This window comes from Aminobacter aganoensis (assembly GCF_014206975.1).
GTDB lineage: Bacteria > Pseudomonadota > Alphaproteobacteria > Rhizobiales > Rhizobiaceae > Aminobacter > Aminobacter aganoensis.
The window spans coordinates 386242-410089 of record NZ_JACHOU010000002.1 but is presented as its reverse complement, the minus strand read 5'-3'; the positions used below and the strand labels follow the sequence as shown (position 1 = coordinate 410089).

Annotated in this window: 26 protein-coding genes; 14 read left to right on the top strand and 12 right to left on the bottom strand. The window is 62.8% G+C overall.

Annotated features, from left to right (window positions below; all coding sequences use genetic code 11):
* Positions 1-15 precede the first annotated feature (15 nt).
* Both GGR00_RS05945 and greA read left to right on the top strand, forming a co-directional pair.
* Complete coding sequence (locus GGR00_RS05945; protein WP_055978367.1) at positions 16-1020, top strand: asparaginase; 1005 nt, start codon at positions 16-18, stop codon at positions 1018-1020.
* 64 nt (positions 1021-1084) lie between these two features.
* Entirely contained in the window at positions 1085-1555 is a 471-nt protein-coding gene (greA, locus tag GGR00_RS05940) for a transcription elongation factor GreA (protein WP_055978368.1), read from the top strand.
* Here greA and GGR00_RS05935 read toward each other — a convergent pair.
* Positions 1552-1941 (bottom strand): type II toxin-antitoxin system death-on-curing family toxin, encoded by a 390-nt coding sequence (locus GGR00_RS05935; protein WP_184698465.1) that lies wholly within the window; start codon positions 1939-1941, stop codon positions 1552-1554. The two genes, greA and GGR00_RS05935, sit on opposite strands and share 4 nt — an antisense overlap.
* Positions 1938-2159: an AbrB/MazE/SpoVT family DNA-binding domain-containing protein gene (locus GGR00_RS05930; protein ID WP_055978370.1), complete on the bottom strand. Its 222-nt coding sequence runs from the start codon at positions 2157-2159 to the stop codon at positions 1938-1940. Before GGR00_RS05930 ends, GGR00_RS05935 begins: the two co-directional genes overlap by 4 nt.
* Positions 2160-2298: 139 nt before the next feature.
* On the opposite strand from GGR00_RS05930, the gene GGR00_RS05925 reads away from it, so the two are divergent.
* Positions 2299-3858 carry a helicase HerA-like C-terminal domain-containing protein gene (locus tag GGR00_RS05925; protein WP_184698463.1) on the top strand — a complete coding sequence of 520 codons (1560 nt, stop codon included), beginning with the start codon at positions 2299-2301 and terminating at the stop codon, positions 3856-3858.
* A gap of 74 nt (positions 3859-3932) precedes the next feature.
* Here GGR00_RS05925 and GGR00_RS05920 read toward each other — a convergent pair whose 3' ends face one another.
* Both GGR00_RS05920 and GGR00_RS05915 read right to left on the bottom strand, forming a co-directional pair.
* On the bottom strand, positions 3933-4670 hold the full coding sequence (locus GGR00_RS05920; protein WP_055978372.1) for a L,D-transpeptidase: 738 nt from the start codon (positions 4668-4670) through the stop codon (positions 3933-3935).
* 182 nt (positions 4671-4852) lie between these two features.
* The gene (locus tag GGR00_RS05915) at positions 4853-5515 is read right to left on the bottom strand and encodes a haloacid dehalogenase type II (RefSeq protein ID WP_184698461.1); all 663 of its coding nucleotides are present in this window, start codon (positions 5513-5515) and stop codon (positions 4853-4855) included.
* 139 nt (positions 5516-5654) lie between these two features.
* On the opposite strand from GGR00_RS05915, the gene GGR00_RS05910 reads away from it, so the two are divergent.
* From GGR00_RS05910 to GGR00_RS05895, 4 genes are all read left to right on the top strand, one after another.
* Positions 5655-6533, top strand: coding sequence for a branched-chain amino acid aminotransferase (locus GGR00_RS05910; protein ID WP_055978461.1), 879 nt, complete (start codon positions 5655-5657; stop codon positions 6531-6533).
* A gap of 108 nt (positions 6534-6641) precedes the next feature.
* Entirely contained in the window at positions 6642-7238 is a 597-nt protein-coding gene (locus GGR00_RS05905; RefSeq protein ID WP_055978374.1) for a superoxide dismutase, read from the top strand.
* Between the two features lie 214 nt (positions 7239-7452).
* Positions 7453-7890, top strand: a complete 438-nt coding sequence (locus tag GGR00_RS05900) for a c-type cytochrome (RefSeq protein WP_055978375.1) — start codon at positions 7453-7455, stop codon at positions 7888-7890.
* A 9-nt stretch (positions 7891-7899) separates the two neighbouring features.
* Positions 7900-8853: a cytochrome c gene (locus tag GGR00_RS05895; protein WP_184698459.1), complete on the top strand. Its 954-nt coding sequence runs from the start codon at positions 7900-7902 to the stop codon at positions 8851-8853.
* Positions 8854-8889: 36 nt separating this feature from the next.
* Here the strand turns inward: GGR00_RS05895 and GGR00_RS05890 are convergent, their stop codons facing one another.
* Positions 8890-10989 (bottom strand): S9 family peptidase, encoded by a 2100-nt coding sequence (locus GGR00_RS05890; protein ID WP_184698457.1) that lies wholly within the window; start codon positions 10987-10989, stop codon positions 8890-8892.
* Between the two features lie 119 nt (positions 10990-11108).
* On the opposite strand from GGR00_RS05890, the gene GGR00_RS05885 reads away from it, so the two are divergent.
* Positions 11109-11477, top strand: coding sequence for an SH3 domain-containing protein (locus tag GGR00_RS05885; protein WP_055978378.1), 369 nt, complete (start codon positions 11109-11111; stop codon positions 11475-11477).
* A gap of 776 nt (positions 11478-12253) precedes the next feature.
* Positions 12254-12679 (top strand): Ros/MucR family transcriptional regulator, encoded by a 426-nt coding sequence (locus GGR00_RS05880; RefSeq protein ID WP_055978379.1) that lies wholly within the window; start codon positions 12254-12256, stop codon positions 12677-12679.
* Between the two features lie 19 nt (positions 12680-12698).
* Here GGR00_RS05880 and GGR00_RS05875 read toward each other — a convergent pair whose 3' ends face one another.
* Complete coding sequence (locus tag GGR00_RS05875; protein ID WP_246441287.1) at positions 12699-13055, bottom strand: cytoplasmic protein; 357 nt, start codon at positions 13053-13055, stop codon at positions 12699-12701.
* A 216-nt stretch (positions 13056-13271) separates the two neighbouring features.
* On the opposite strand from GGR00_RS05875, the gene GGR00_RS05870 reads away from it, so the two are divergent.
* Both GGR00_RS05870 and GGR00_RS05865 read left to right on the top strand, forming a co-directional pair.
* Entirely contained in the window at positions 13272-13694 is a 423-nt protein-coding gene (locus GGR00_RS05870) for a helix-turn-helix domain-containing protein (RefSeq protein WP_343065523.1), read from the top strand.
* Position 13695: 1 nt separating this feature from the next.
* Positions 13696-14508 carry a DUF6456 domain-containing protein gene (locus tag GGR00_RS05865; protein WP_184698455.1) on the top strand — a complete coding sequence of 271 codons (813 nt, stop codon included), beginning with the start codon at positions 13696-13698 and terminating at the stop codon, positions 14506-14508.
* Here GGR00_RS05865 and GGR00_RS05860 read toward each other — a convergent pair.
* Entirely contained in the window at positions 14496-14924 is a 429-nt protein-coding gene (locus GGR00_RS05860; RefSeq protein ID WP_055978463.1) for a SufE family protein, read from the bottom strand. The genes GGR00_RS05865 and GGR00_RS05860 overlap by 13 nt on opposite strands.
* Before the next feature lie 112 nt (positions 14925-15036).
* Positions 15037-15375: a DUF5330 domain-containing protein gene (locus GGR00_RS05855; protein ID WP_055978381.1), complete on the bottom strand. Its 339-nt coding sequence runs from the start codon at positions 15373-15375 to the stop codon at positions 15037-15039.
* A gap of 451 nt (positions 15376-15826) precedes the next feature.
* Between GGR00_RS05855 and GGR00_RS05850 the strand changes: the two genes are divergently transcribed.
* The 3 genes from GGR00_RS05850 to GGR00_RS05840 all read left to right on the top strand — a co-directional run bounded on the left by GGR00_RS05850 (position 15827) and on the right by GGR00_RS05840 (position 18798).
* A complete protein-coding gene (locus tag GGR00_RS05850) occupies positions 15827-17599 on the top strand; it encodes a sensor histidine kinase (protein WP_246441286.1) in 1773 nt (590 codons plus the stop codon).
* Positions 17574-18368 carry a peptidoglycan-binding domain-containing protein gene (locus GGR00_RS05845; RefSeq protein WP_055978382.1) on the top strand — a complete coding sequence of 265 codons (795 nt, stop codon included), beginning with the start codon at positions 17574-17576 and terminating at the stop codon, positions 18366-18368. The genes GGR00_RS05850 and GGR00_RS05845 overlap by 26 nt, the downstream gene beginning before the upstream one ends.
* A gap of 82 nt (positions 18369-18450) precedes the next feature.
* On the top strand, positions 18451-18798 hold the full coding sequence (locus GGR00_RS05840; protein WP_055978383.1) for a DUF1491 family protein: 348 nt from the start codon (positions 18451-18453) through the stop codon (positions 18796-18798).
* Here the strand turns inward: GGR00_RS05840 and GGR00_RS05835 are convergent.
* From GGR00_RS05835 to GGR00_RS05820, 4 genes are all read right to left on the bottom strand, one after another.
* Positions 18785-19801, bottom strand: a complete 1017-nt coding sequence (locus tag GGR00_RS05835; protein ID WP_184698452.1) for a hypothetical protein — start codon at positions 19799-19801, stop codon at positions 18785-18787. The two genes, GGR00_RS05840 and GGR00_RS05835, sit on opposite strands and share 14 nt — an antisense overlap.
* Before the next feature lie 637 nt (positions 19802-20438).
* Positions 20439-20981: a DUF1254 domain-containing protein gene (locus GGR00_RS05830; RefSeq protein WP_055978384.1), complete on the bottom strand. Its 543-nt coding sequence runs from the start codon at positions 20979-20981 to the stop codon at positions 20439-20441.
* Positions 20974-21558, bottom strand: a complete 585-nt coding sequence (locus GGR00_RS05825) for a DUF1214 domain-containing protein (protein WP_055978466.1) — start codon at positions 21556-21558, stop codon at positions 20974-20976. Before GGR00_RS05825 ends, GGR00_RS05830 begins: the two co-directional genes overlap by 8 nt.
* Before the next feature lie 114 nt (positions 21559-21672).
* Positions 21673-23829 (bottom strand): transglycosylase domain-containing protein, encoded by a 2157-nt coding sequence (locus tag GGR00_RS05820; protein WP_055978385.1) that lies wholly within the window; start codon positions 23827-23829, stop codon positions 21673-21675.
* Positions 23830-23848: the final 19 nt, after the last annotated feature.

Here is a 23848-nt window from a genome sequence, read left to right as displayed (position 1 = left end):
GAAGGCACGCAAACAATGACGAATCCGGTTCTGGTCGAGGTGCTGCGCGGCGACCTCGTTGAAAGCGCACATCGTGGCGCAGTCATCGTTGTCGATGGCGATGGCAAGACCGTTTTTGCCGCCGGCGATGCCGACCAGCCGGTATTTCCGCGCTCGGCGGTCAAGGCGATCCAGGCGTTGCCCTTCGTCGAAAGCGGTGCGGCCGATGCCTATGGCTTCGGCGATCGGGAACTGGCCCTCGCCTGCGCCTCGCATTCGGGCGAGCCGGCTCATGCCGAACTGGCGAATGCAATGCTTGCCAGGGCCGGCCTCGGGCCGGACGCGCTGGAGTGCGGAGCTCACTGGCCTTCCAACCATGCGGCCACGATAGCGCTCGCGCGCAGCGGCGCATCGCCGAGCGCCTTGCACAACAATTGTTCGGGCAAGCACTCGGCCTTTGTCTGTACCTGCCGTCACCTCGGCATCGCCCATCTCGGCTACGTCAGGCCGGAGCACCGCTTCCAGCAAATGATCCGCGAGACGATGGAAGCCGTCACCGGTGCGCCCCACAATGAAACGAACCGGGGAACCGACGGCTGCTCCATCCCGACCTTTGCCGTGCCGTTGCAGAACCTGGCGCGGGGCTTTGCGCGCATGGTCACCGGCAATGGCCTGGATGCGGAAAGGGCCAAGGCTGCGCGGCGGCTGATGTCGGCCTGCATGGCAGAACCTTTCCAGGTCGCTGGAACCGACAGGGCAGACACGGAGTTGATGCAGGCTGCACCAGGACGAATCTTCGTCAAGGTCGGCGCCGAAGGCGTTTTCTGCGCGGCTGTGCCGGAACTTGGGCTCGGCATCGCGCTCAAATGCGACGACGGCGCGGGCAGGGCTGCCGAGGCTATGATCGCGGCGGTCCTTGCCAGGCTTTTGGCTGGCGACGAGGCGTTGTCCTCGACCCTGGCCAAGGCGGCGAGGCCGGTGCTGAAGAACTGGAACGGGATCGAAGTCGCATCGCTTCGCCCCACTTCTGCGTTTGCCTGAAGCATAAATGGTCGGTCAGTTTGGCTGGCTTGTTATCGGAGCTATGAACACCTAGGTTCAATTCATGAGCAGAGCTTTCACCCGCGAAGATGACAGCGAAAACGTCATTGCCGATATCGGCGAGCGGCCGGTCAGTTCGTCGCGAAATCTCGTGACCGAACAAGGCCTCGTCCATATCGAAGCCCAACTCGCGAACCTGCGCGAGGATCTGGCAAAGGCCGAGGCCGATGCCGACCGCGAACGGATCGCGACTGTATCGCGCGACCTGCGCTATTGGCAGGCACGGCGCGAAAACGCCGAGGTTTCGGTGCCCGAACCCGACACGTCGGTCGTCCGTTTTGGCATGAAGGTGAGCATCGAGGACGATGACGGCAAGCGTCACGCCTGGCGCATCGTCGGCGAGGACGAGGCCAACGCGGCCAAGGGCAGCATTTCGCATGTCTCGCCCATGGCCCAGGCCATGTTCGGCAAGGCGGTCGGCGAAGTCGCCACCGTCAACGGCCGCGACTGGGAAATCGTCGAAATCCAGGTCTAGTCTTCAACGGCAACCGTGTGGTCGCGGAAGAACGCGGCCGCACCTGCTTCATCGATTTCGCCTGCGGCGATACCCATGACAAATAGGTAGAGCGCGCCATCGTCGGCGGTCAATTCGTAGCCATTGACGGCGAGGAAGGTGCCGGCAGCTACGATGGCCGTCCGTTTGTTGCCATCGACGAAGGCATGGTTGCGGGCAATGCCGAAGAGATATGCCGCGGCGAGTTCGATGATCGTGGGCTCGCCGTAGGCGGCCTTGTTCTCTGCTCGTGCCAAGGCCGACTCAAGCGCATTTTCGTCGCGAAGCCCTTGGGCGCCGCCATGGCGTCTGAGCTGCTCGGCGTGCATCGCTTCGACAACACGCCGGGACAGGAAGAGCGCGCTCATTCGGCCAGCTTCTGAAGCGCTACCTTGTACTTGTCCATGAATTTGCTGGCGGCTTCCATTTGCCGCTCGAACACGTCGTCGGTTGGCTTCAGTGTCAAACCGTCCTTGGTCTCGACAATCTCCAGCGTATCTCCAGCCCGCAGATTATGGCGGTCGAGCACTTCCTTCGGCAGGATTACGCCTTCCGAATTTCCGATCTTGCGAACCGTCACATTCATGGCCCAGTCTCCATGTTATAACTCATGTATAACATGGGCCGACGCTCGAACCAAGCCATTGTCGCTCGGGCGGGCGGCCACTATACCTTGCAGGTGGCCGCGTCGCGGTCGGGAAATAGCATTGCCGGAGACAACGCCCATGGCGCAGGACGACAGCATTTTCATTGGTGCCAGCCGCAAGCCCGACGACAGTTACCAAAGGCCCGAGGAACTGCTGTTGAAATACGGCAACCGCCACGGTCTCGTCACCGGCGCCACCGGTACCGGCAAGACGGTGACGCTGCAGATACTCGCCGAGGGCTTCTCGAATGCTGGCGTGCCGGTGTTCTGCGCCGACATCAAGGGCGACCTGTCCGGCATCGCGATGATGGGTGAGGCCAAGGATTTTCTCACTGCCCGTGCCGAGGCGATCAAGCTCGACCCGTACGACTTCCAGGAATTCCCGGTCATCTTCTGGGATCTGTTCGGAGAACAGGGCCATCCGATCCGCGCGACCATCTCGGAAATGGGACCGCTGCTGCTGTCGCGGCTGATGAACCTCAGCGAGGCGCAGGAAGGCGTGCTCAACATCGCCTTCCGCATCGCTGACGAAGAAGGAATGCTGCTCCTCGACATGAAGGACCTGCAGGCATTGCTGGCCAATGTCGCCGAGCGGGCCGACGAGATCGGTGCGCGCTACGGCAATGTCACCAAGCCGTCGGTGGGCGCCATCCAGCGCTCGCTTCTGGTTCTGGAGCAGCAGGGCGGCAACAACTTCTTCGGCGAGCCCGCGCTGAAGATTGCCGACATCATGCGCACCACGCGCGACGGTCGCGGCGCCATCAACGTGCTCGCCGCCGACAAGCTGATGATGAACCCCAGGCTTTACGCGACGTTCCTGCTCTGGCTGCTGTCGGAGCTGTTCGAGGTGCTGCCCGAGGTCGGCGACCCGGACAAGCCCAAGCTGGTGTTCTTCTTCGACGAGGCGCATCTGCTGTTCGACGAGGCGCCGAAGATCGTCGTCGACCGGGTCGAGCAGGTCGTGCGCCTGATCCGCTCCAAGGGCGTCGGCGTCTATTTCGTCACCCAGAACCCGCTCGACGTCCCGGAAACCGTGCTGGCCCAACTCGGCAACCGCGTCCAGCATGCCCTGCGGGCATACACCCCGCGCGAGCAGAAGGCGGTCAAGACGGCAGCCGATACCTTCCGCCCCAATCCCGATTTCGATTGCGCCAAGGCCATCACCCAGCTCGGAACCGGCGAGGCGCTGGTCTCGACGCTCGAAGCCAAGGGCGTTCCGTCGATGGTGCAGCGGACGCTGATACGCCCGCCGGCCTCGCGGCTTGGCCCGATCACGCCGCAGGAGCGCCAGAAGCTGATTAACGAGAGTCCGGTCGCCGGGCAGTACGATGAGACGGTCGACCGCGAATCGGCGTTCGAAATGCTGCAGAAGAAGGCGCTCGAAGCACAGAAGGCACAGGAGCAGGCCCAGCAGGCGAACACCGGTGGCGGTGGCGGCGGTTGGACCATTCCGGGCTTTGGCAATGATGCGCCGCCGGCTTCGGGCGGCCGCAACACCGGCAACGCGCCGAGGCCGCGAACTTCAAACCGGCAGACTGTGACCGAAGCGGCACTGAAGTCGGTCGTGCGCTCCGTGGGATCGTCGGTCGGCCGCGCGCTGGTGCGCGGAATTCTCGGGAGCCTGAAGAAAGGCTTCTGAACAGGAAAGCCATGGCAATACGAAAAACGGCGCGTCATCGACGCGCCGTTTTTCGTTGGTGACCAAGCTCAGGGTCAGGCCGTGCCGAGACCGCTGGTGACCAGGATCGGTGTCTTGCCGGGGACGCGATCGTAGAGGTCGATGATGTCCTGGTTCATCAGGCGCACGCAGCCCGACGAAACCGACTTGCCGATCGTCCACCATTCCGGCGAACCGTGGACGCGATAGAGCGTGTCCTCGTTGTTCTGGAAGATGTAGAGGGCGCGCGCGCCGAGCGGGTTGTTGAGGCCCGGTGCCATGCCGCCATTCCTGACGCTGTATTTTTCGAGTTCGGGCTGGCGGCCGATCATTTCGTCCGGCGGGGTCCACTTGGGCCACTTGCGCTTCCACTGGATGACAGCACGGCCCTGCCAGGCAAATCCGGCGCGGCCGAGGCCGACGCCATAGCGCATCGCTTCGCCGTTTTCGCGGACGAGATAGAGGAAGTGCGTCGAGGTGTCGACGACCACGGTGCCGGGCCGCTCGCCGGTGGGATCGCGGACGATCTGGCGCAGGAACTGCGGCTTCACCTTCTTGAGCGGGATGCCGGGGATTTCATAACCCTCGTCTGTGACGGGGGCATACATGTTAGCAAAGTCGCCGAAGGCGGGATCTACGCTGACCGGCGGCGGCGCGATCGGGCGGGCATCGACGATCTGACCGCCTCCGCCAACGGTAGAGCAGGCAGAAAGCGCTGCCGACGCGGCGCCCGCTGCCGCCAGGTTCAAGAAGCCGCGACGGCTGAGCGGACGTGATTCTGTGAATGTGGACATGACTGCGATCTAGAGTTCCAGTTCGAAAGAAATGGTGAATTGAGAGGAAACGAACTGCGTCGCCCCTTAACGCTCGCGGAGATAGGCGGGTCAAATTCAGACCTTAGGGTGGACAAAGCATGGCGAAGCTGTGACAGGCCAATCACTGTTGCGTTATGGCAACAATACTGACCCAAGGATAGCTAACCAATTGTAACTAAACCTTCCAGCGACGGCAGGATGAGCGATGGCGGCAAATCGCGATACTCGTCCGGCTGGTCGCTGCGGTTGATCCAGACGGTGCGGCAGCCGAATTTCGCCGCCCCTGCAATGTCCCACCGATTGGACGACTGAAACGACATCGCTTCCGGATAAAGCCGCCAACTGCTGGCGACGAGGTCGTACACCGACTGGTCCGTCTTGAAACGGCGGACGCTGTCGACCGAAAACACTTCGTCGAGGATAAGGTCCAGCCCGGCCGAACGTACGGCTGCTTCCAGCATGGCTGGAGAGCCGTTGGAGAGAATGGCGAGCCGGGCGCCGTTTTCTTTCAGGTTGCGCAGCACCCCCGGAACCTCGGGATAGCAGTCGAGACGCCAATAGGCGTCGAGCAGCTTGCTGCGTATCGCGGGATCGACCGAAGGCACCTTGCGGAAGGCAAAGTCCAGCGCCTGCTCGGTCAGTTGCCAGAAGTCGGCATAGGAGCCCATGAGCGTCCGCACCCAGGAATATTCGAGCTGCTTGGCCCGCCAGATCTCGGACAGAAGCTGGCCTTCGGGGCCGATGTCGGCCGAATGGCGGCGGACGGCCGCATGGACGTCGAATAGCGTGCCATAGGCGTCGAATATGTAGGCGGCGTGGCGCATGCCTGTGGTTTTCCAACGGCTTGGCGCCGAGCGCAAGCGCAACTATCGGCTGGCTCCAACATTTCGCCGTGCTGCCGATTGACGGGGCGCGCCAAAGCCTCTTCCATACCGGCGATCAACAAGATGGATGGGAAACACCATGACGCTCGCGGCGGCTGCACAATCCACGACCTGGAGCTTTGTCGATGGCGACTGGCACGAGGGCAACGTTGCGATCATTGGCCCGCGAAGCCATGCCATGTGGCTCGGCTCGACCGTCTTCGATGGCGGCCGCTGGTTCGAAGGCGTCGCCCCCGACCTCGAGGCGCATTCGCGCCGGGTCAATTCCTCGGCCATCGCATTGGGCATGAAGCCGACCATGAGTCCCGAGCAGATCGTTGGGCTGACCTGGGACGGGCTCAAGAAGTTTGACGGCAAGACGGCGGTCTATATCCGCCCAATGTATTGGGCCGAGCACGGGGGCTACATGGGTGTGCCGGCCGACCCGGCATCGACCCGGTTCTGCCTGTGCCTCTACGAATCACCGATGCTTCCGCCCACCGGCTTTTCGATCGGATTGTCACCGTTCCGCCGGCCAACCCTCGAAACCATGCCCACCAATGCCAAGGCCGGCTGCCTGTATCCAAACAATGGCAGGGCCATTCTCGAAGCCAAGATGCGCGGGTTCGACAACGCCCTGGTGCTCGACATGCTGGGCAACGTTGCCGAAACCGCTTCGTCCAACATCTTCCTGGTCAAGAATGGGCAGGTGTATACCCCGGCTGCCAATGGAACGTTCCTTTCCGGGATCACCCGAAGCCGCACGATCTCGCTTCTTGCCGAAAGCGGCATGTCAGTCGTCGAGAAGACGCTTTCGGTGCGCGAGTTCCTGGAGGCCGATGAAATCTTCTCCACCGGCAACCATTCCAAGGTTGTTCCGGTCACCCGCATCGAGGATCGAATTCTGCAGCCGGGACCGGTAGCAAAAAAGTCTCGCGAGCTATATTGGGAGTGGGCGCACTCGACCGGCAAGGCTTGAGTGTAGCGAAGAAAAACAGCGTCTTTCGTCTGTTGTCACACGATGATGACGACCTATCTGTAGACGGCATAGTCATGCCGCGAAATTGCCAGCAAGGGAGTATGATCCATGGCTTTTGAATTGCCCGAATTGCCCTACGACTACGAGGCGCTGCAGCCCTTCATGTCGAAGGAGACGCTCGAGTATCATCACGACAAGCACCACAAGGCCTATGTCGACAACGGCAACAAGCTGGCTGCGGAAGCGGGCATGGACAAGCTGTCGCTGGAAGAGGTTGTGAAGCAGTCGTTCGGCAAGAACGCCGGCCTGTTCAACAACGCGGCCCAGCACTACAACCACGTCCACTTCTGGAAGTGGATGAAGAAGGGCGGCGGCGGCAACAAGCTGCCGGGTGCGCTGCAGAAGGCAATCGATGCCGACCTGGGCGGCTACGACAAGTTCAAGGCCGATTTCATCGCCGCCGGCACGACGCAGTTCGGCTCGGGCTGGGCCTGGCTGTCGGTCAAGGATGGCAAGCTCGCCATCTCCAAGACCCCGAACGGCGAGAACCCGCTGGTTCACGGCGCAACCCCGATCCTCGGCGTCGACGTCTGGGAGCACTCCTATTACATCGACTACCGCAACGCCCGTCCGAAGTATCTCGAGGCGTTCGTCGACAGCCTGATCAACTGGGACTATGTGCTCGAGCTCTACGAAAAGGCCTGAGCCCCATCAATCGTGGCCGGCCGCATCTCCCGATGCAGCGCGCGGCAACAACGCGACTTTTCCAGGAACCCCGGCCATGGCCGGGGTTTTTGCATTTGCGTGGCAATGTTTGAAAAAGACTAACAGTCACGCAAGCGTGAAGAGAATTCCGGGACGAATTGGGCCAGTTTCGCCGTTCGCGCTAGGCAGCTTATTGCAACCGAGAGGAGACCTGATGAGAAAGTTTGTACTCGCCGTCGCAGCGATCGCACTCGCTACCACTGCGGCATTCGCCGATGTGATTACCGACCGTCAGGCGGTAATGAAGGAGAACGCAAGGCAAGTCGGAACACTCGTCAAGATGGTCAAGGGCGAATCTGCTTTCGACGCTGCCGCTGTCCTAGCGGCTCTGACGGCACTCAATGACAATGTCCAGAAGATCGACGTTGCCGCATCCTTCCCTGCCGGAAGTGACCAGGGCGACACCACCGCTTCGCCCAAGATCTGGGAGGACGCCGCCGGGTTCCAGGCTGAGGTCGACAAGTTCAAGGCGGTGACGGCTTCCGCAGTCGCTGCCCCGGCCCAGGACCTGGATGCCTTGAAGGCGCAGGTCGGCACCATCGGGCAGACGTGCGGCACCTGCCATGAGGCGTTCCGCGTCAAGAAGGGCTGATCCCTTCGCATGGGAGCTTTCAAAAAGTTCGCAGTGGCGGCTCTGGCGCTTGGCGGCGCCGGAGCCGCGGCTCTCTGGTGGCTGGCGCTGCCGGAACGGCTGAGCCCTAATGCCGTGGCTGCCCTGGGAACCGGCGACGCGGCACGGGGACAGCGCATCTTCGACGCCGGCGGTTGTGCCTCCTGCCACGCCAAGCCGAAATCCGATGGCGAAGCCCGGCTTCTGCTTGCCGGCGGCGTTGAACTGAAGACAGGGTTCGGTACCTTCGTGGCGCCGAACATTTCCACCGACCCGAACGACGGCATCGGCGCATGGTCGTTGGAAGACTTCGCCAATGCCATGCTCAGGGGCGTGTCGCGAGAGGGACAGCACCTCTACCCGGCGTTTCCCTACGCCTCCTATGCCCGCATGAAGCCCGCGGAGGTCGCTGATCTCTACGCCTTCATGAAAACGCTGCCGTCTGTCGCGGGCAGTGCGCCAGACCACACGCTGCCATTTCCGGTCAGCATCCGGTCGGGCGTTGGGCTGTGGAAGCTGCTCTACCTGAGCGACCAGCCCGTGGTCGCCTTTGCCGACGGCACGCCGGACAAGGTCCTGCGCGGTCGTGACCTCGTGGAAGGGGCAGGGCATTGTGGCGAATGCCACACGCCGCGCAGCCCTGCGGGCGGGGCCGACAGGACCCGGTGGCTTGCCGGGGCCGCGGCCGCCGAGGGCCAAGGCATCGTGCCCAACATCACGCCGGAAGGCAGCGGGATCAGCGGCTGGTCGGAGAGCGACATCGCCAGCTACCTCGAAACCGGCTTTACGCCGGAGTTCGATTCTGTCGGCGGCACCATGGTCGAGGTGCAGAAGAACATGGCACGGCTGAGCGCCGAAGACCGCGAGGCGATTGCCGCCTATCTCAAGGCAACGCCGCCCCATCCCAACGGCTACCCCGCGCCACAGCCCAAGCCGGCTGGTTGAGGAAACCGGCGGCCAATGGCCGCCGGTCTGTGGCGGTCAAGCGCGCCCGGCAACCTTCAATGCGAAGGCGTAGTTGAAGGCGATCTCCTCCAGCCTGGAGAAGCGGCCCGAGGCGCCGGCGTGGCCCGAATCCATGTTGATCTTGAACAGCACCGGACTGCTGCCCGACTTGCGGTCGCGCAGGCGCGCGGCCCATTTGGCCGGCTCCCAGTAGGTGACGCGCGGATCGGTCAGTCCGGCCACGGCCAGGATTGGCGGATAGTCGAGCGCCGCCACATTGTCGTAGGGCGAATAGGCGGCGATGGTCTTGTAATCGTCTTCCGAGGCGATCGGGTTGCCCCATTCCGGCCATTCTGGCGGCGTCAGCGGCAGGGCGTCGTCGAGCATCGTGGTCAAGACATCGACGAAAGGCACTTCGGCGATGATGCCGGCAAAGGCTTCCGGCGCCATGTTGGCGATGGCGCCCATCAGCATGCCGCCGGCCGAGCCGCCTTGGGCAACGATGCGGTCATGCGCCGTGTAGCGCTCGGCGACGAGATGGTGGGCGCAGGCGATGAAATCGGTGAAAGTGTTGGTCTTCGCCGTGCGCTTGCCGTCGTCATACCAGGCGTAGCCCTTGTCCTTGCCGCCACGGATGTGGGCGATGGCATAGACGAAACCGCGATCGACCAGTGACAGGCAGTTGGTGTTGAACGAGGCCGGAATGGTCATGCCATAGGAGCCATAGCCATAGAGCAGGCATGGTGCCGTGCCGTCCAACGGGGTGTCGCGATGGTGGATCAGCGAGATCGGCACCAGTTCGCCATCGGGCGCCGGCGCCATCAGCCGCCGCGTGACGTAGTCCTCGGCATTGTGGCCGGAGGGAACCTCCTGCGTCTTGAGCAGGACGCGGTCGCGCGTGCGCATGTTGTAGTCGAACAGCTGCGTCGGTGTCGTCATCGACGAATAGGAAAACCGCATGGTTTCGGTGTCGTATTCATAAGATCCCGACAGGCCGAGCGAAAATGCTTCTTCCGGAAAGGAGATGACATGCTCCGCACCGGTGGACCGTTCGTGCACGACGATGCGCGGCAGGCCTTCCTTGCGTTCCAGGCGAACCATGAAATCCCTGAAGCCGATGACCGACAGGATCAGCCGGCCTGGCTCGTGCGCGACCAGTTCCTTCCAGTTGGCGCGCTCCGGATTTGCCGCGGGCGTGGTCATGATCTTGAAGTCCTTGGCGCCGTCGGCATTGGTCAGTACGAAGAAGATGTCGCCGCCTTCCTCGAGGTCGTATTGCAGGCCGGTTTCGCGCGCCGCAACGAGAGCCGGCGAGGCGAGGGGATTGCTGGCGGGAAGCAGCCGGTACTCCGAGGTCTCATGGTCGCTGATCGAGATCATGATCCAGTCATTGCTGCGGGTGCCGCCGACGCTCATGAAGAAGCCGGGATCGGTCTCCTCGTAGATCAGGCGGTCGGCCGAAACGTCGCTGCCGAGCGCATGGTAGAACACCTTCGAGGGCCGGTGGTTGGGGTCGAGGCGGGTGTAGAAGAAGCCGGCATTGGCCGCATCCCACTCGCCCGAGCCGCCAGTATCGCCGACGATGTCGGCGAGCTCGGCACCGCTTGCCAGGTCGCGGACGCGCAAGGTGTAGAACTCCGATCCCTTGTCATCGAACGCCCAGATCAGGCGGGCATGATCGGAGGAGTGGTCGATGCCACCGAGACGGAAATAGGCGTGACCCTCGGCTTCCTTGTCGCCGTCGAGGATGATCTCTTCCGCGCCGCCTTCGCTCGGCAGGCGGAAATAGCGCGGCTGCTCGCCGCCCTTCTTGTAGGACGAGCCGTAGGCGAAGGGGCCGTCCTTCATCGGCACCGAGGAATCGTCTTCCTTGATGCGTCCCTTCATTTCATCGAACAGTTTCTTGCGCAGGTCTGCCGTGCCGGCCATCAGTTCGGCCTGGTAGCTGTTCTCTGCTTCGAGATGCGTGCGGATTACCGGATCGAGCAGGCTCGGGTCGCGGACGACCTCCTGCCAGTTGTCGGCGCGCAGCCAGGCATATTCGTCGATGCGGGTGATGCCGTGCCGGGTGTCGGAAACGGGGCGACGCTCGGTCGACGGCGGGGCGATGTCGGCGAAAATGGCAGGTCGGGTCATTGGGTCTCGCAGGGCGTGAATCTTGAATGGCGAATGAACACGGCGATCAGGGCGGGTTCAAGGGCTGAGTTGCATTGTGCGTCAACGTTCCGAATGACCGGCGAGCCCGGAGGAGAGAAATGAGTACGTTGTTGAAGACTGCCGCCGCCCTCGCTGTCGCCTCGACCGTTGCGGTGTTCGCCGGTCAGGTCCAGGCATCTGCCTTTGCTGCCTGGCAGGTGAGCGATGTGCCGTTCGGCGACACGCTGAACATCCGCAAGTATCCGTCCAGCGGGTCGCAGAAGCAGGCTGCCTATCCCAATGGCACCGTGCTGCAGATGACGGGAAAATGCACTGGCGGGCTCGATCTGTTCGACATTACGCATTTGCCGGAATGGAAGCAGGCACAGCGTGTGCGCTATCGCTGGTGCCAGGTCTGGCATGATCCGGCCCAGAACGGGCAATTTGCCACCGGTTGGGTCTACGGCAAGTACATCACGCCGTATTGAACGAGCGATACTGCCCGTCACGTCGTATCGGTTCAGGCTCGACCTCGATTGCCTGGTGATGATTGAGGCTACGGCGCGTTGCTCGTCGGCTTTCTCGCTCTTGTTGCCTTCCCTCTCTTTTGACCGGCGGCGGCTTCCATTCCCGAGCAAGAGACTGAAGAAGACCTGTCGTGAACGGCCGTGCTGGTGATTATCTTGCTGGAGGCCTGATCGCGACGGGTGCGTTGCTTGCCTTGAGCGGCCTTCGGGACTGCTGCACCTGCGCGATATCTGACACCTGATTCATGGCTCACGTCATTCGTTCTTGCCACGTATGTCGGCGAACTTTCCACGGCACTGCGAGGCTGGTCGAAGCAGCGTTATTGGTGCTGACGGCGCCGATTTCGGTCGATTTTCTTGCCAGCGCGACTTATTCGGCCGGATTTCGCCGTGGCAGGGGAAACCCGGCGACGATTCTCCTGAAACTGTGGCGGGGGACAAGAACAACCGCGATATCGCCACCTAACGCCGACAATGACCCCGATGAGAAGCTTTTAGCGTTGTGTAACTTAATCTCGTGTGATGACATTGCCCTGTCAAAAACGCTCATTTGTTAGAGAAGTGATGAATGCATTGTTCTTGAAGTTGCAAAGAATAGTGAATTGACTTGTTATCGCTGCAGGCTCATTAAAGTGATGGAACGCGACTCGTAATGGCAAATTACGATACAAGATCGCGCCGCATCCCGGTCGCAATATCGGGCAAAAAACAACCAGTCACATTGGGGCCTGAAGCATATGGATACTTCCGAAACGCCTGCATCAAATAGCGAAACGCTGATCGAGCTGACCGCCGACGTGGTGGCCGCTTATGTCAGCAACAATCCGGTCCCGGTGGGAGAACTTCCGGGGCTTATCGCCGACGTTCACGCCGCCCTCGGCCGCGTCGGCAACGTCGCCGACACACCGCCCGCCGACAAGCAGAAGCCAGCCGTCAATCCGAAGCGCTCGGTACATGACGACTACATCATCTGCCTGGAAGACGGTAAGAAGTTCAAATCGCTCAAGCGTCACCTGATGACGCACTACAACATGACGCCCGACCAGTATCGCGAGAAGTGGGGCCTCGACGCCAGCTATCCGATGGTCGCGCCCAACTATGCGGCAGCTCGCTCGCAACTGGCCAAGAAAATGGGCCTGGGCCGCAAGCGCAAGGGCAAGTAATACTCCCTTTGACAGACGTTCAGCGAGCGGCGCCTTCGGGCGCCGTATTGCTTTTGGGCCGACGCCGGCGCGGCCTGAGCGACAGTCGCCCAGGCTGGTCGGGGAAGACGCCTTTCAGCCGGTCGCGCACCTGCTTGAGCGCGATGTGGCGGTTGAGATCGTAGCTCCAGTGGCGGTTGACGCCCCTGAGCCGTTCACGCTCGATCGCCCGTTCGAGGCGTTTGAGCAGCGCCAATGTCGATGTCGGCTCGGCGGACAACGCATGTGAAAGCTCGATCCCGCAACAGATTTGCAGCGCTGCCCGTTGCCGGGCGTCGGTGAACTCGGACAGCTTGTTCTGCTTGAAGGCTGCAATCTCATTCGAAAAATCCCGCATCGCGATCCTGCCTGATGTGACTGTGATCGTGCGATGATGCAGCCACCTCGAGGGGTGGGGAGAAACTGCGCCAAGAATTCATCAGGGCGGAATAAATAAAACAATGATTACAGCGTGTTGAAGTTTTCCCCTTCATTCGCTTGTTCTTTTTTTGTTCACACCCTGCGGCACGGCGGATATAAGAACTTATTCCTATATTGAGAGGGGAAGAGTTCGGTGGGATCCACGTCGGCAACATTGGTTAAACGGCAGAAGGAGGCGCGCGCCGCTGCCGCCAGGGAAGAGCGATCCGCTGAAGAGCTGATCGCCGGCCGGCGTCGTGACCAGGTGGTGGAGCGTTGCGATGCGATGATCGACCTCATGGCGGCGCTTTTCGGCGTGCCGAGCAGGGAGATTCGCCGCGTTGGCCGAACCGGCAACGACATCAGCCGGCTCCGGCAGATTGCCATGTATGTCGCCCATGTCGTGTTTCGCCTCAGCATGCGCGAGGTCGGCCGTGGTTTCGGGCGCGACCGGACCACGGTGCTTTACGCCTGCCATACTGTCGAGGACCTGCGCGACGACGCCGAGTTCGACCGGATCGTGGCGCTGGCGGAGCGGGTGGCTATCGCAGCATTTCGCGACCGGCTGGAGGGATGACATGAGCATCGATGGCGAAAAGGCACAGAAACGCGTGCTCGCACTGCTGGCCAAGGGCGCTGCAGAATGCGAACCGGCCGCGACCGGCGGCAAGATGGTGCTGGAGAACGACAGGAGTGACAGGATCGCTGTCGGCGCCGACGTGCTTGCGGTGCTATCCCGGCAAGGGCTTGTCGTTTGCGCTGGCCGCACGTTGCGGCTGACGCCGGACGGACAAGCCGCCGCGCGCCGACAGGAGAGCCCGACCGATCCGTTCCAGAGCCAGCACCGCGACCTCGACACGGCGATGGTCGACACCGCTACCGGGCGACAAGCCGCGCTGATCAATCTTTCGGAGTCGCCACTCGGCCAACTCGCCCGACGCAAGAGCAAGGCGGGCCAGCCGTTCCTGAACAATAGCGAGTTCGTGGCTGGCGAGCGGCTGCGTTCCGACTATACGCGCGGCCAGATCATGCCGCGCATGGGCGCCAACTGGGTGGCAAGCGTCTCTTGTGGCAAGCGCAGTGCCGGCGGCGGCGTGGCTGAACTGACGGATGCGGCGCTCGCCGCACGGCAGCGCGTCAACAGGGCCATCGATGCGGTCGGGCCGGAACTCTCCGGCGTCCTGATCGACGTCTGCTGCTTCCTTAAGGGGCTGGAACGTGTCGAAACCGAGCGCGGCTGGCCGGTGCGGTCGGCCAAGGTCATGCTCAAGTCGGCACTTGGCGTGCTGGCCAGGCACTACAATCCTCACCCCGCTTCCGCTGGCCGCAAGGTCCTGCATTGGGGGGCCGAGGATTATCGTCCGCGCATGAGCGGAACTCAGGCGACCTGATGCAGGGCAGCTTCGGCGTCGCGCTTGATGCGCTTGACCATCGAGCGCAAGCCATTGGCGCGTTGCGGCGAAAGGTGCTCGTTGAGGCCCAGCGACTTGAGCGTGGCTTCGGCATCGGTCGCCATGATCTCGCTGGCGCGATGACCCGAAAACAGGGCGAGCATGATGGCGACGAGCCCGCGGACGATATGGGCGTCGGAATAGCCCTCGAAGCGGATGACCGGATCGGCGCCTTCGTCCTTGTGGGTAACGAGCCAGACCTGGCTGACGCAACCCTGCACCTTGTTGGTGTCGGTCTGCGCGCTCTCCGGGAAGCTGGGAAGTGCCTCGCCCAACTCGATGACATAGCGGTAGCGGTCCTCCCACTCGTCAAGGAAGGAGAAGTCGTCGCGGATGGTGTCTATCGAGGTCGTCATGGTGATCTGGATATAGTGCCAGCGCTGCGGCCCGTCACGAAAAAAGAAATACGCCGCAGGTGCCGGAGGCGGGCTCTGCGGCGGGGCATTGGTATCTGCCCGAAAGTCGCAATCAGTGTGCCGGGGCCTCGACGGCCGGTTCGTCGTCCGTTGCGGGAACGCTGCCGGTCTGGGTCGCCGTGTCGGGCTGCCCGAACTGCTGGTCGAGCGCCTCATAGGCGATACGGGCGCTCTCGCGCGCCCTGACACCGATGGTCTGCATCGCCGCCTTGCCGGTTTCGCAAACATCGGGCTTGCGTTCGCAGATGCCGGCGAGGTCGCCAACGGCCTCGCGCGCGGCAAAAATGGCCTGCAGCGGGCTCACGCTGTTCTCGCCGTCGGGACCCGTGCCGAGCGGCAGGAGGAGCAGGACGAGTGAGAACCAGAAAGCGGTTCTGAAGAGAAAGCCCATGGGAAGCCTCGTGTGGTCTGTCGCGGCCGAATTTATGCGGCCACGTATCTTGCCAGGCCGACAATGGCATGAACGAGCAAAGGAGCGCTTGCTGCAAAAGGTGGCATTTCGCGAAGGCTTTTCACCAAAGTTTAACCGACTGGTCCGGCTTGCGGGCCGGTGCGCAGAGGCAATCTCTCACGAAACTCGTAAGCAATTGATTTAAATTGCGAAACTGCGAGATCGCGCATTTCGCGCAGATTCGGGCAGCCGAAGTAGGCAAATAACTCTCCATTTACCATGGCGAGAACTGTTGTCGAATGTCGGCGCCGCGATCCCGATATTCGCCATGAGCCGGGGTTTCGGTCGGCTGGCTTTATTCCTTCATTAAAGGCTCGGTGCGAGTTTGGAGACCAACCAGAGAAGAGCCGCAAAGCGAGCCACGGAAGAGTGCGTAGCGTTGAGTTTTGTCATGACCAGATACGGTGAGTTTTCCGGCGCGGTCGCCGGCGGCTGTGACCGGCTGGTCCATCCGTCGATCGATGGTTCCGAACGGTCGCGCCAACGGCGCCTCGTCGGCCTGATGCTGGCGGCACCTTTCCTCGTTGCCGGTGCTGGTGTGGTTCTCGTGTCGGCCAATCTTGGCGCGGCTCCGACCTTTGCCGTCATCTTCGCCGCCTTCAGCCTGAGCTGGCTGGCGGCGCTGCTGGTTGCCGCGACCGGCAGGGGCGCGTTGATCGGTGTCGCATCGCTTGGCGTCGGCGCCGCCACGGCTGGCGCCATCATTGCTGCCGCAGGCGGCCTGACCTCGCCGGCTGCGCTTCTCGCAGCAGCCCTTCCGCTCGAGGCGCTGTGGGTCTGGCGGACGCGGAAGGCGGCCATGTTCGGCGCGATCGCCGCCGTTGCTGCACTGCTGCTGCAAGGTTTACTCGGCGTCATGCCATTTGCCGAAAATGCGACTGCATCGGCATGGCATTGGTTGCTGCCTGTCGCCTGGCTGGCGACCTTCGTCGTTCGTGCGGTGCAATTTGCCAGCCATGGCGCCGAACAGGCGGCTCTGCCGGCCGCTCCGCTGGAGCAGGTTCTCAAGGCTGTCGTGCTGCGCGTCGCGCAGAATGGCGATGTCGTCGATGTCTCCGAGCAGGCGCGGACGCTGTTGCGCCTGCAGCCGGAATTGCTCCTGGGCACTGCCCTGTTCGAGCGCATCCACGTCGCCGACCGTGTCGGTTATCTCTGCGCGCTGGCAGACATGCGCGATGGAGCCGAATCGCGTCAGGTCGAGCTGCTTCTGCGCCTGCCCAGGCAGACCGAGAACGACGCGGGCGACAACTTCCGGCCCTTCGCACTCGAATTCATCAGGACCGGTGTCGAGTTCATTGCGATCGTCCGCAACAACGACACCGTCGCCGAACTGCGCAGCGAACTGGCCAAGGCCACGGACGCCGTGAAGAGCGCGGAACTCGCCAAGAGCAATTTCCTGGCAGCGGTGAGCCATGAACTCAGGACGCCGCTCAACGCGATCATCGGCTTTTCCGACATGCTGCTGCACGAGATGTTCGGCAAGTTCCAGGAGCCACGCCAGAAGGAATATGTCGGCATCGTCCGCGAGTCCGGCCAGCACCTGCTCGATGTGGTGAACTCGATCCTCGATGTCACCAAGATCGAGTCGGGCTGCTATGCGATCAATCCGGAGCCGTTCAGGTTCCGCGAGGCGGTGGACATGTGCGCTTCGATGATGGCGCTGCAGATCGAGGCCAAGGCGCTTGATCTGGCTGTCGAAGTTGCAGCCGGCACGGGCGAGGTCAAGGCCGACCGTCGCGCGGTGCAGCAGATGCTGATCAACCTTCTGTCCAATGCGGCAAAGTTCACCCCCGACGGTGGTCGGGTCGAGATCGGTGCCAAGCGTCTTGGCTCGCGGCTGCATTTCTGGGTGTCGGACACCGGCATCGGCATTGCCCAGGAAGATTTGTCGCGGCTGGGCACGCCATTCACGCAGATCCAGAACGATTACACCCGACGTTTCGAAGGCACGGGCCTTGGGCTCTCGCTGGTCAAGGGACTGGTCGCGTTGCACGACGGCACGATGTCGATCGAGAGCGCGCCGGGCGAGGGGACCACGGTTACCATCAGCCTGCCGATAGAAGGACCGGCATTCCGTCCGGAGCCTACGAAGGGCGAAGTGATGCGACTGCCGGCGGACAGGATCAGGGAGATGCGCAATGGCCCGCTCCGCAAAGCAAGCTAAGCGGGTCGTCGAAGAGCGCAGCCCGCTGCAGGATGGCGCGGTGGCGCTCGGCGGGATGATTGCTCGCAATCCGATGCTGGTCGGCGGTTCGACCGCCTTTCTGGTGGCGCTGTTCTACGTCTCCGCGAATGCGTTGTGGTATCAGCCATATGCGCACAAGGGTGCCTTCTTCTCCACTCGCGAGGCAGTCGAGTTCCCCGACATGGGCGAGAGCGAGGCAGAAACCACGATCAAGATCGAGCGGCCGCAGGCCGAAGTCGTGCGCCCCAGCGGCGACCCGCAGATCGAACAGATACAGAGCATCCTGAAGGATCTTGCCTTTTATGACGGCGCGGTCGACGGGCTGAACGGACCGGCGACGCGCAGTGCCATCCAGGCTTATCAGAAGAAGGTAGGACTGACGGCCACGGGCGATGTCGACGGCGCGCTGCTTGAACAGCTTGGCGCTTCCGAAACCACCGCCGGAATTGCGCCGACACCGACGCCGCGTGCGCAGGCGACGCCGGCGTCGAGCCCGCGCACCGGCGCGGCCACGCCTGCACCTGTGCGCGCCGAACCTGCGGTCAACGCCGATCCCAGCGCGCGCATCATGAAGATCCAGGCCGGACTGAAGGCCTTCGGCAACGACGGCATCGACATCGATGGCGTTCCAGGCGCCAGGACCAAGGCGGCCATCCGCGAGTTCCAGGCTTTGTTCGGCCTGCCTGAAACGGGCGAGCCCGACCCCGCCGTCTACGTCAAGATGCGTGAGATCGGCCTGACCAACTGAGCCTGACCGGTATCGTTTGGCCTGTGCGCCTTCCGAACTAGCCGCTATAGAGGCCGGATCGAAATTGCGATCGGGCCGGGCAATGCGCGTAACCACTGATTTCTGGGTATCTGCCCTGCTGCGCCGGATTTTCGGCGAAGGCGGCTTTGGCGCGATCCTCAGCCGGGGCGCACTAGAAGCCGGCGCCGTCTTCATCCTGACCCGCGATCGTTTCGGCCGCACCAGCCTGTACGGACCCGCGCCGCAGACCAGCTACGACATGGCGCGGCCTGATGAGCGCCAGTTCAGCCTGCTTGAAAGCGACGACGACGGAGCGGCGATCGACAAGCGGCTCGAGCGCGAGCGGCGGTTCGATCCGGACATTTGGGTGGTCGAGATCGAGCCGGGCCAGACCGAGATCAAGGATCTGGTGTCGCTTACGACGCCCTGAGCTGGTCGCTCTTTGATCCGGCTGCCCCTGACTTCGGCTGAAGTCTCTCGGCATTGCCGCGGATGCTGGCGCCAACTGCGGCTGCCTTCCAGTCGCGCACCCGGTCGAGCGCTACGTCGCGATGCAACAGACGATAGCGCTCAAGGAAAAGCCTGACGGCTTCGGCATGGGCGAACTGGCTGGGAAACGTCGTCGCCGCCAGCAGGAAGGCCTGTTCTTCCGACAGGTCGAGCGCCTTGAGCGCATCGATAAGCGAGGAGTAGCCCGACTTTTCCGTGATCGCACGGGCCGTCTGGAAGTCGATCTCCAGCGCGTCGGCGAGGGCGGTCTGGAAGAAGGTGCCGTTGCCGGTAAGGGCAGTCGACTTGAGCCGTTCGTAGGCCGGCCCACGCGTCTGTCCTTCGCCCGGCGCCGATTGGTGCGCTGTGTTAGGGGCCATCATCGAGCGAAGGCGGCGGCGTACGTTCTCGGCCAGTTCGCCCGGGGCTGGGATGTTCGACGCGTCCTGTGCCGCCTCGATTGTCGTCGGAGCGGTTGCCGCAGTGGCCGATGCTTGATCCTGTTCCGTCATCTCGGGGTACACCAGTCGTGGCCGTTCGAGCACGCGGATCAGGTCGGCGATCGTCTGGTTGAGGCTGGGGCGACGGGCAATCGCGCGCGCATGCGGCAGGCCGTGGCGCCCGATCAACGCGATGAGTGCGACATCCGACAACATGGGCGAACGGATCAGCAGCGGCGCGGCAATATCGACGCTTTCGTCGCTCAGGCGGCGAACGAGGCCGGGCGGCGCATATTCGGTTTCTGAAAGCGCAGCGGAGACATAGCGGCGCGCCTCCACCGACACCTTGTCGAAAAGTGGAAGGGTGAGGTCTTCAAGTTGTGCGATTTCGCGGCGCGAGGGGCGGGGCAGCGCGCAGAAGGCGGAAACCGCTGCCCGGAAGAGCCGCTCGGGCTTTCCGGTTTCGCGACCGATGGCGATTTGCCTGAAGTCCGATGCTGACACGAACGGATACGCCTGACACAACCTTGCACTGCCCTGGGATGCGAACGCTGCTGCATCCGTGCTCCCGAAGGTGAACATAAACTTAGCGAAGATTTGTTAGCGGACTGTTAACTTTGGCGTTAAGGAAGTCGTGTATTAACAAAGGCTTATAGTCAAATCGTGACGCAAGGTCCGAATTGCCCGTTTTCAGCCGGGCATCCGTGACGTGGCAATGCTGCTGCATTCACAGACCGCTCACGCCGCATGGGTATGAATGCACTGTCGAAAGCGAAACGGCAGTCCTCAATTGAAGCAAATGCAATGAAGTAACCGGCTGTTAACCCTCTACTGGCCTTATCGAGATGGAGGCGTTGCGTGCTTACTCCGGTTCAACCGAGAGGGAATCGCGAACCATGGGCAGCATAGTTTCATTCATGCCGCGTCCAGCGGCCACCCGCCGGTCCCAACATACGGCGGATACATCGGCATCCATCATCATCTTCCCCGGCGTGCGCTATGAGCGCACCGTCGACACGGCTTCGCCGCCTGGACACCGGGCGGAAGGCAGCAATCGCCGCAAGGATCCGTTGCCGCGGCATTGACGCGGAGCCGAACCGGTCACAGGCAACGTGGTTGACGCTTCCGACGGGCTGCGCGTCTACTGGATTTCACAACTGACGCCGTCGAGGAAGCGCGACACGATCGGTTTCCAGCTGTCGTCGGGAACAAATGCGCGCACGACGACAATGCCTTCGTCGATCGGCGTTTCCACGAAGATCGATTTTTCGAACTCAGGCGGCAGCTCCTTGCGCAGGTCGATCATCTGCGCCGGCGTGAGCACGACGAAGTCGAGATTGCCGTCAGTCGCGGTGCGATCGTTGAAGCTGTAGATGTTCTGGCCGCTGCGATCATAGACCGAAGCCGACCAGTAGGGGACCCTGCCGGCGTTGTCGATGCGGACGACGCCTTCGCCCAGATCGAAGCGGCAGGCGGCTTCGTAGAAAGACGGATCGAGCGATTTCACCACCGGTGCGCCGCCAATTTCCTGGTCGAGGCGGACAACCTTGTTGGGACCGGCGACCATGGCCAGGCGCGACCAGGCATCCCGTTCGGAAAAGCTGGGAACCAGCAGCAGAATGGCGATATGGGCGATGCCGGCGCCGACCAGCCCGATGGCGAGGGCGTGGAACAGCCTACGCATTGCACTGGACCCTGACGATGCGTGGCATCTCGATGCCCGACAGGCCGGTGCTGCTGGCGACGGGCGTGTCGTAGAGGGTCAGCACCAGGTTCATTTCGCCGGCGCCCGATACCGGCAGCCAGTTGCCGGGGTGCGGCCGCGCGCCGACCGCAATCTCGATGGAATTGTCGGGTTGGTGCAGAATTTCAAGAGAATGCATCGACGGATCACGGCGCATCCCCGACTTGAGCGTCATCTGCGCCTTGTCGGTTGCGTAGAAGGTCCAGAACCTGGCAACCGGCAACGATCCCTCGACGCGATAGCTGCATTCGCTTCTCAAGGTGACCCCGCCCGAGTCCCGGTCCGCGACGAAACTGAGGCCCTCGGCGCGGCCCAGCGCAAGCATGCCATCGCGCGCGACACGGGCTTTCGAATAGGGATCTGCGTCAGGGGTGCCTATGTCGGGAAAGGCGGTCCATGGGCCGACCGCGACGGCGCCGATGCCTTCCTGCGAATCGAGCACCATCGCCACGCTGGCGGCACCGCCGCCGACCGCAACCGCGAGGGCGATAACTATCAGGAGCGATTGTTTCAGCATGAGCCGCCGCAGGATGGAGTTGGCGGAGGAATATCCCGCCATGCGACCCGAAGGCAAGCCGGGAAGGGCTGCAGCCGGTGCGGGAATGATCGCTGACCCGTCAATTTCAAGCAATCACAGCGCTGAAAGCGTCTCGGGTTCGGCCGGCGGGGAGATGGCGGGCGCCTGACGGAAGACGTCCGCGATCGCACGCAATGCCCGCGTCGTCGTGCTCGACAGGACCGGAGGCCTGTCGACGGTGTCGGCTGCCGGCTGCTGGGTTCCACTCTTGGCCGCTTCCTCGGCCTTGGCGATGGTCGCCGGATCGACGAAGGGGTTCTTGATGCCGGGGATGGGCTTCAGGTCGATGTTCTGGTGGGCGTAGGCCATGAAACGCTGCCAGACCATGGCCGGCAGCGAACCGCCGGTCATGTTGTTGGTCGGCGAGAAGTCGTCGTTTCCGAGCCAGACGGCGGCCGTATAGTTGCCGGTGTAGCCGACATACCAGGCGTCGCGATAGGACTGGGTGGTTCCGGTCTTGCCGGCGGAGCGGATGTTGGGAAGTGCGGCCCGGCGGGCCGTGCCGACCTCGGGGATCTGCACCATAATCGAGTTCATCGACGCCACCGCCTGCTCGGACAGCACCCGGTGGGGCGGCGGGGCGTCCTTGCTGTAGTCGTAGATGAGCTGGCCGGAATGCGTGACCAGCTGGGTGATGCCGTGGCGGGTGCCGACGATGCCGTCCTGGGCAAGCACGCTGTAGCCGGTCGCCTGGTCCATGACCGTCAGGCCCGACGTGCCGAGCACCATGGTCTTGTGCGAGCTGACGGGAGACTCGACGCCCATCGCCTCGGTCATCGCCTTGATCGGCGGTATCGACAAATGATCCTTGGCGAGGCGCACCGGCACGGTGTTGATCGACTTGACCAGCGCGGTCGTCAGCGACATGCGGCCGGAATAGCCGCGCGTGTAGTTCTTGGGCGACCAGGCGCCCCAGCTGATCGGGCCGTCCGAGATGACCGATTCCGGCGTGAAGCCGTTTTCCATAGCGGTGGCGTAGACATAGGGCTTGAAGGACGAACCGGTCTGGCGCTGCGCCCGTGTGGCGCGGTTGAACTGGCTGGCGCCGTAGTCGCGGCCGCCGACGATGGCGCGCACGGCGCCGTTGGTCTCGATCACCACGACTGCACCTTCGGTGACGTGGTACTCCTTGCCGAACTGGCGGAGATGGAATTCGACGGATTCTTCCGCCGCCTTCTGGATGTTCATGTCTATCGTGGTACGCGCGACGAGCGAATGGATGCCCGATTTGGCCGCGATCTTCTTGACCTCGTCGAAGGCCCAGTCGAGGAAATAGTCGGGGCTCTTGCGGTCGCCGCGGTCGACGATGTCTGCGGGACGCAGCCGCGCCGACAGCACCTGGCCCTCGGTCATGAACCCTGCCTGCACGAGGTTGCTGAGAACGACGTTGGCACGGGCGCGGGCGGCCGGAAGGTTGATGTGCGGGGCGTATTTGGTCGGGGCCTTGAACAGGCCGGCCAGCATCGCCGCCTCGGCGAGGTTGAGGTCCTTGACCTGCTTGTCGAAATAGAAATCGGCTGCGGCCGCGATGCCGAACGTGCCGCCGCCCATATAGGCGCGGTCGAGGTAGAGCTGCAGGATCTCTTTCTTCGACAGGTTCGATTCGAGCCAGAGCGACAGGAACGCTTCCTTGACCTTGCGCTCGACCGTGCGCTCGTTGGTGAGGAACAGGTTCTTGGCGAGCTGCTGGGTGAGGCTCGATCCGCCCTGGACGACCGAGTTGGCGCGCACGTTTTCCGACATGGCGCGGATCAGGCCGAGGAAATCGATGCCGTAATGGTCGAAGAAGCGCCGATCTTCGGTCGCCAGCACGGCCTTGATGACGTGGTCGGGCATTTCGTCGACGGGAACCGAGTCGCGCTGGATGATGCCGCGCTGGCCGATTTCGTTGCCGTAGCGGTCGAGGAAGGTGACTGCGAAGTCGTCCTGGTTGCGCCAGTTGCCGGTTGTCTCCTGGAAGGCCGGCATGGCGAGCGCGAGCATCACCACCGAGCCGCCGGCGGCCATGGTGAACCCTTCGCTCAGGACCTCGATGATGCCGCGGCGCCAGCCCTTGACGCGGAAGCGGCGGAAGAAAATCGTGGCGTTTTCCCAGAATTGCTGCGCGCGGAAACGCAGTTCGTAGAGCGAGGAGTCGAGCCAGGCATCGAGGGCGAGCAGGCCCGCAGCCAGGCGGCCTCTTTTCTTGCGTGGTTCTACGGGATTTTCCATTCGAGACGGGTCCGGCGCG

Bases quoted from the DNA above. Each gene is read 5' to 3' on its own strand.
- GGR00_RS05945 (WP_055978367.1), top strand. From the start codon at position 16: ATGACGAATCCGGTTCTGGTCGAGGTGCTGCGCGGCGACCTCGTTGAA.
- greA (WP_055978368.1), top strand. From the start codon at position 1,085: ATGAGCAGAGCTTTCACCCGCGAAGATGACAGCGAAAACGTCATTGCC.
- GGR00_RS05935 (WP_184698465.1), bottom strand. From the start codon at position 1,941: ATGAGCGCGCTCTTCCTGTCCCGGCGTGTTGTCGAAGCGATGCACGCC.
- GGR00_RS05930 (WP_055978370.1), bottom strand. From the start codon at position 2,159: ATGAATGTGACGGTTCGCAAGATCGGAAATTCGGAAGGCGTAATCCTG.
- GGR00_RS05925 (WP_184698463.1), top strand. From the start codon at position 2,299: ATGGCGCAGGACGACAGCATTTTCATTGGTGCCAGCCGCAAGCCCGAC.
- GGR00_RS05920 (WP_055978372.1), bottom strand. From the start codon at position 4,670: ATGTCCACATTCACAGAATCACGTCCGCTCAGCCGTCGCGGCTTCTTG.
- GGR00_RS05915 (WP_184698461.1), bottom strand. From the start codon at position 5,515: ATGCGCCACGCCGCCTACATATTCGACGCCTATGGCACGCTATTCGAC.
- GGR00_RS05910 (WP_055978461.1), top strand. From the start codon at position 5,655: ATGACGCTCGCGGCGGCTGCACAATCCACGACCTGGAGCTTTGTCGAT.
- GGR00_RS05905 (WP_055978374.1), top strand. From the start codon at position 6,642: ATGGCTTTTGAATTGCCCGAATTGCCCTACGACTACGAGGCGCTGCAG.
- GGR00_RS05900 (WP_055978375.1), top strand. From the start codon at position 7,453: ATGAGAAAGTTTGTACTCGCCGTCGCAGCGATCGCACTCGCTACCACT.
- GGR00_RS05895 (WP_184698459.1), top strand. From the start codon at position 7,900: ATGGGAGCTTTCAAAAAGTTCGCAGTGGCGGCTCTGGCGCTTGGCGGC.
- GGR00_RS05890 (WP_184698457.1), bottom strand. From the start codon at position 10,989: ATGACCCGACCTGCCATTTTCGCCGACATCGCCCCGCCGTCGACCGAG.
- GGR00_RS05885 (WP_055978378.1), top strand. From the start codon at position 11,109: ATGAGTACGTTGTTGAAGACTGCCGCCGCCCTCGCTGTCGCCTCGACC.
- GGR00_RS05880 (WP_055978379.1), top strand. From the start codon at position 12,254: ATGGATACTTCCGAAACGCCTGCATCAAATAGCGAAACGCTGATCGAG.
- GGR00_RS05875 (WP_246441287.1), bottom strand. From the start codon at position 13,055: ATGCGGGATTTTTCGAATGAGATTGCAGCCTTCAAGCAGAACAAGCTG.
- GGR00_RS05865 (WP_184698455.1), top strand. From the start codon at position 13,696: ATGAGCATCGATGGCGAAAAGGCACAGAAACGCGTGCTCGCACTGCTG.
- GGR00_RS05860 (WP_055978463.1), bottom strand. From the start codon at position 14,924: ATGACGACCTCGATAGACACCATCCGCGACGACTTCTCCTTCCTTGAC.
- GGR00_RS05855 (WP_055978381.1), bottom strand. From the start codon at position 15,375: ATGGGCTTTCTCTTCAGAACCGCTTTCTGGTTCTCACTCGTCCTGCTC.
- GGR00_RS05850 (WP_246441286.1), top strand. From the start codon at position 15,827: ATGACCAGATACGGTGAGTTTTCCGGCGCGGTCGCCGGCGGCTGTGAC.
- GGR00_RS05845 (WP_055978382.1), top strand. From the start codon at position 17,574: ATGGCCCGCTCCGCAAAGCAAGCTAAGCGGGTCGTCGAAGAGCGCAGC.
- GGR00_RS05840 (WP_055978383.1), top strand. From the start codon at position 18,451: ATGCGCGTAACCACTGATTTCTGGGTATCTGCCCTGCTGCGCCGGATT.
- GGR00_RS05830 (WP_055978384.1), bottom strand. From the start codon at position 20,981: ATGCGTAGGCTGTTCCACGCCCTCGCCATCGGGCTGGTCGGCGCCGGC.
- GGR00_RS05825 (WP_055978466.1), bottom strand. From the start codon at position 21,558: ATGCTGAAACAATCGCTCCTGATAGTTATCGCCCTCGCGGTTGCGGTC.
- GGR00_RS05820 (WP_055978385.1), bottom strand. From the start codon at position 23,829: ATGGAAAATCCCGTAGAACCACGCAAGAAAAGAGGCCGCCTGGCTGCG.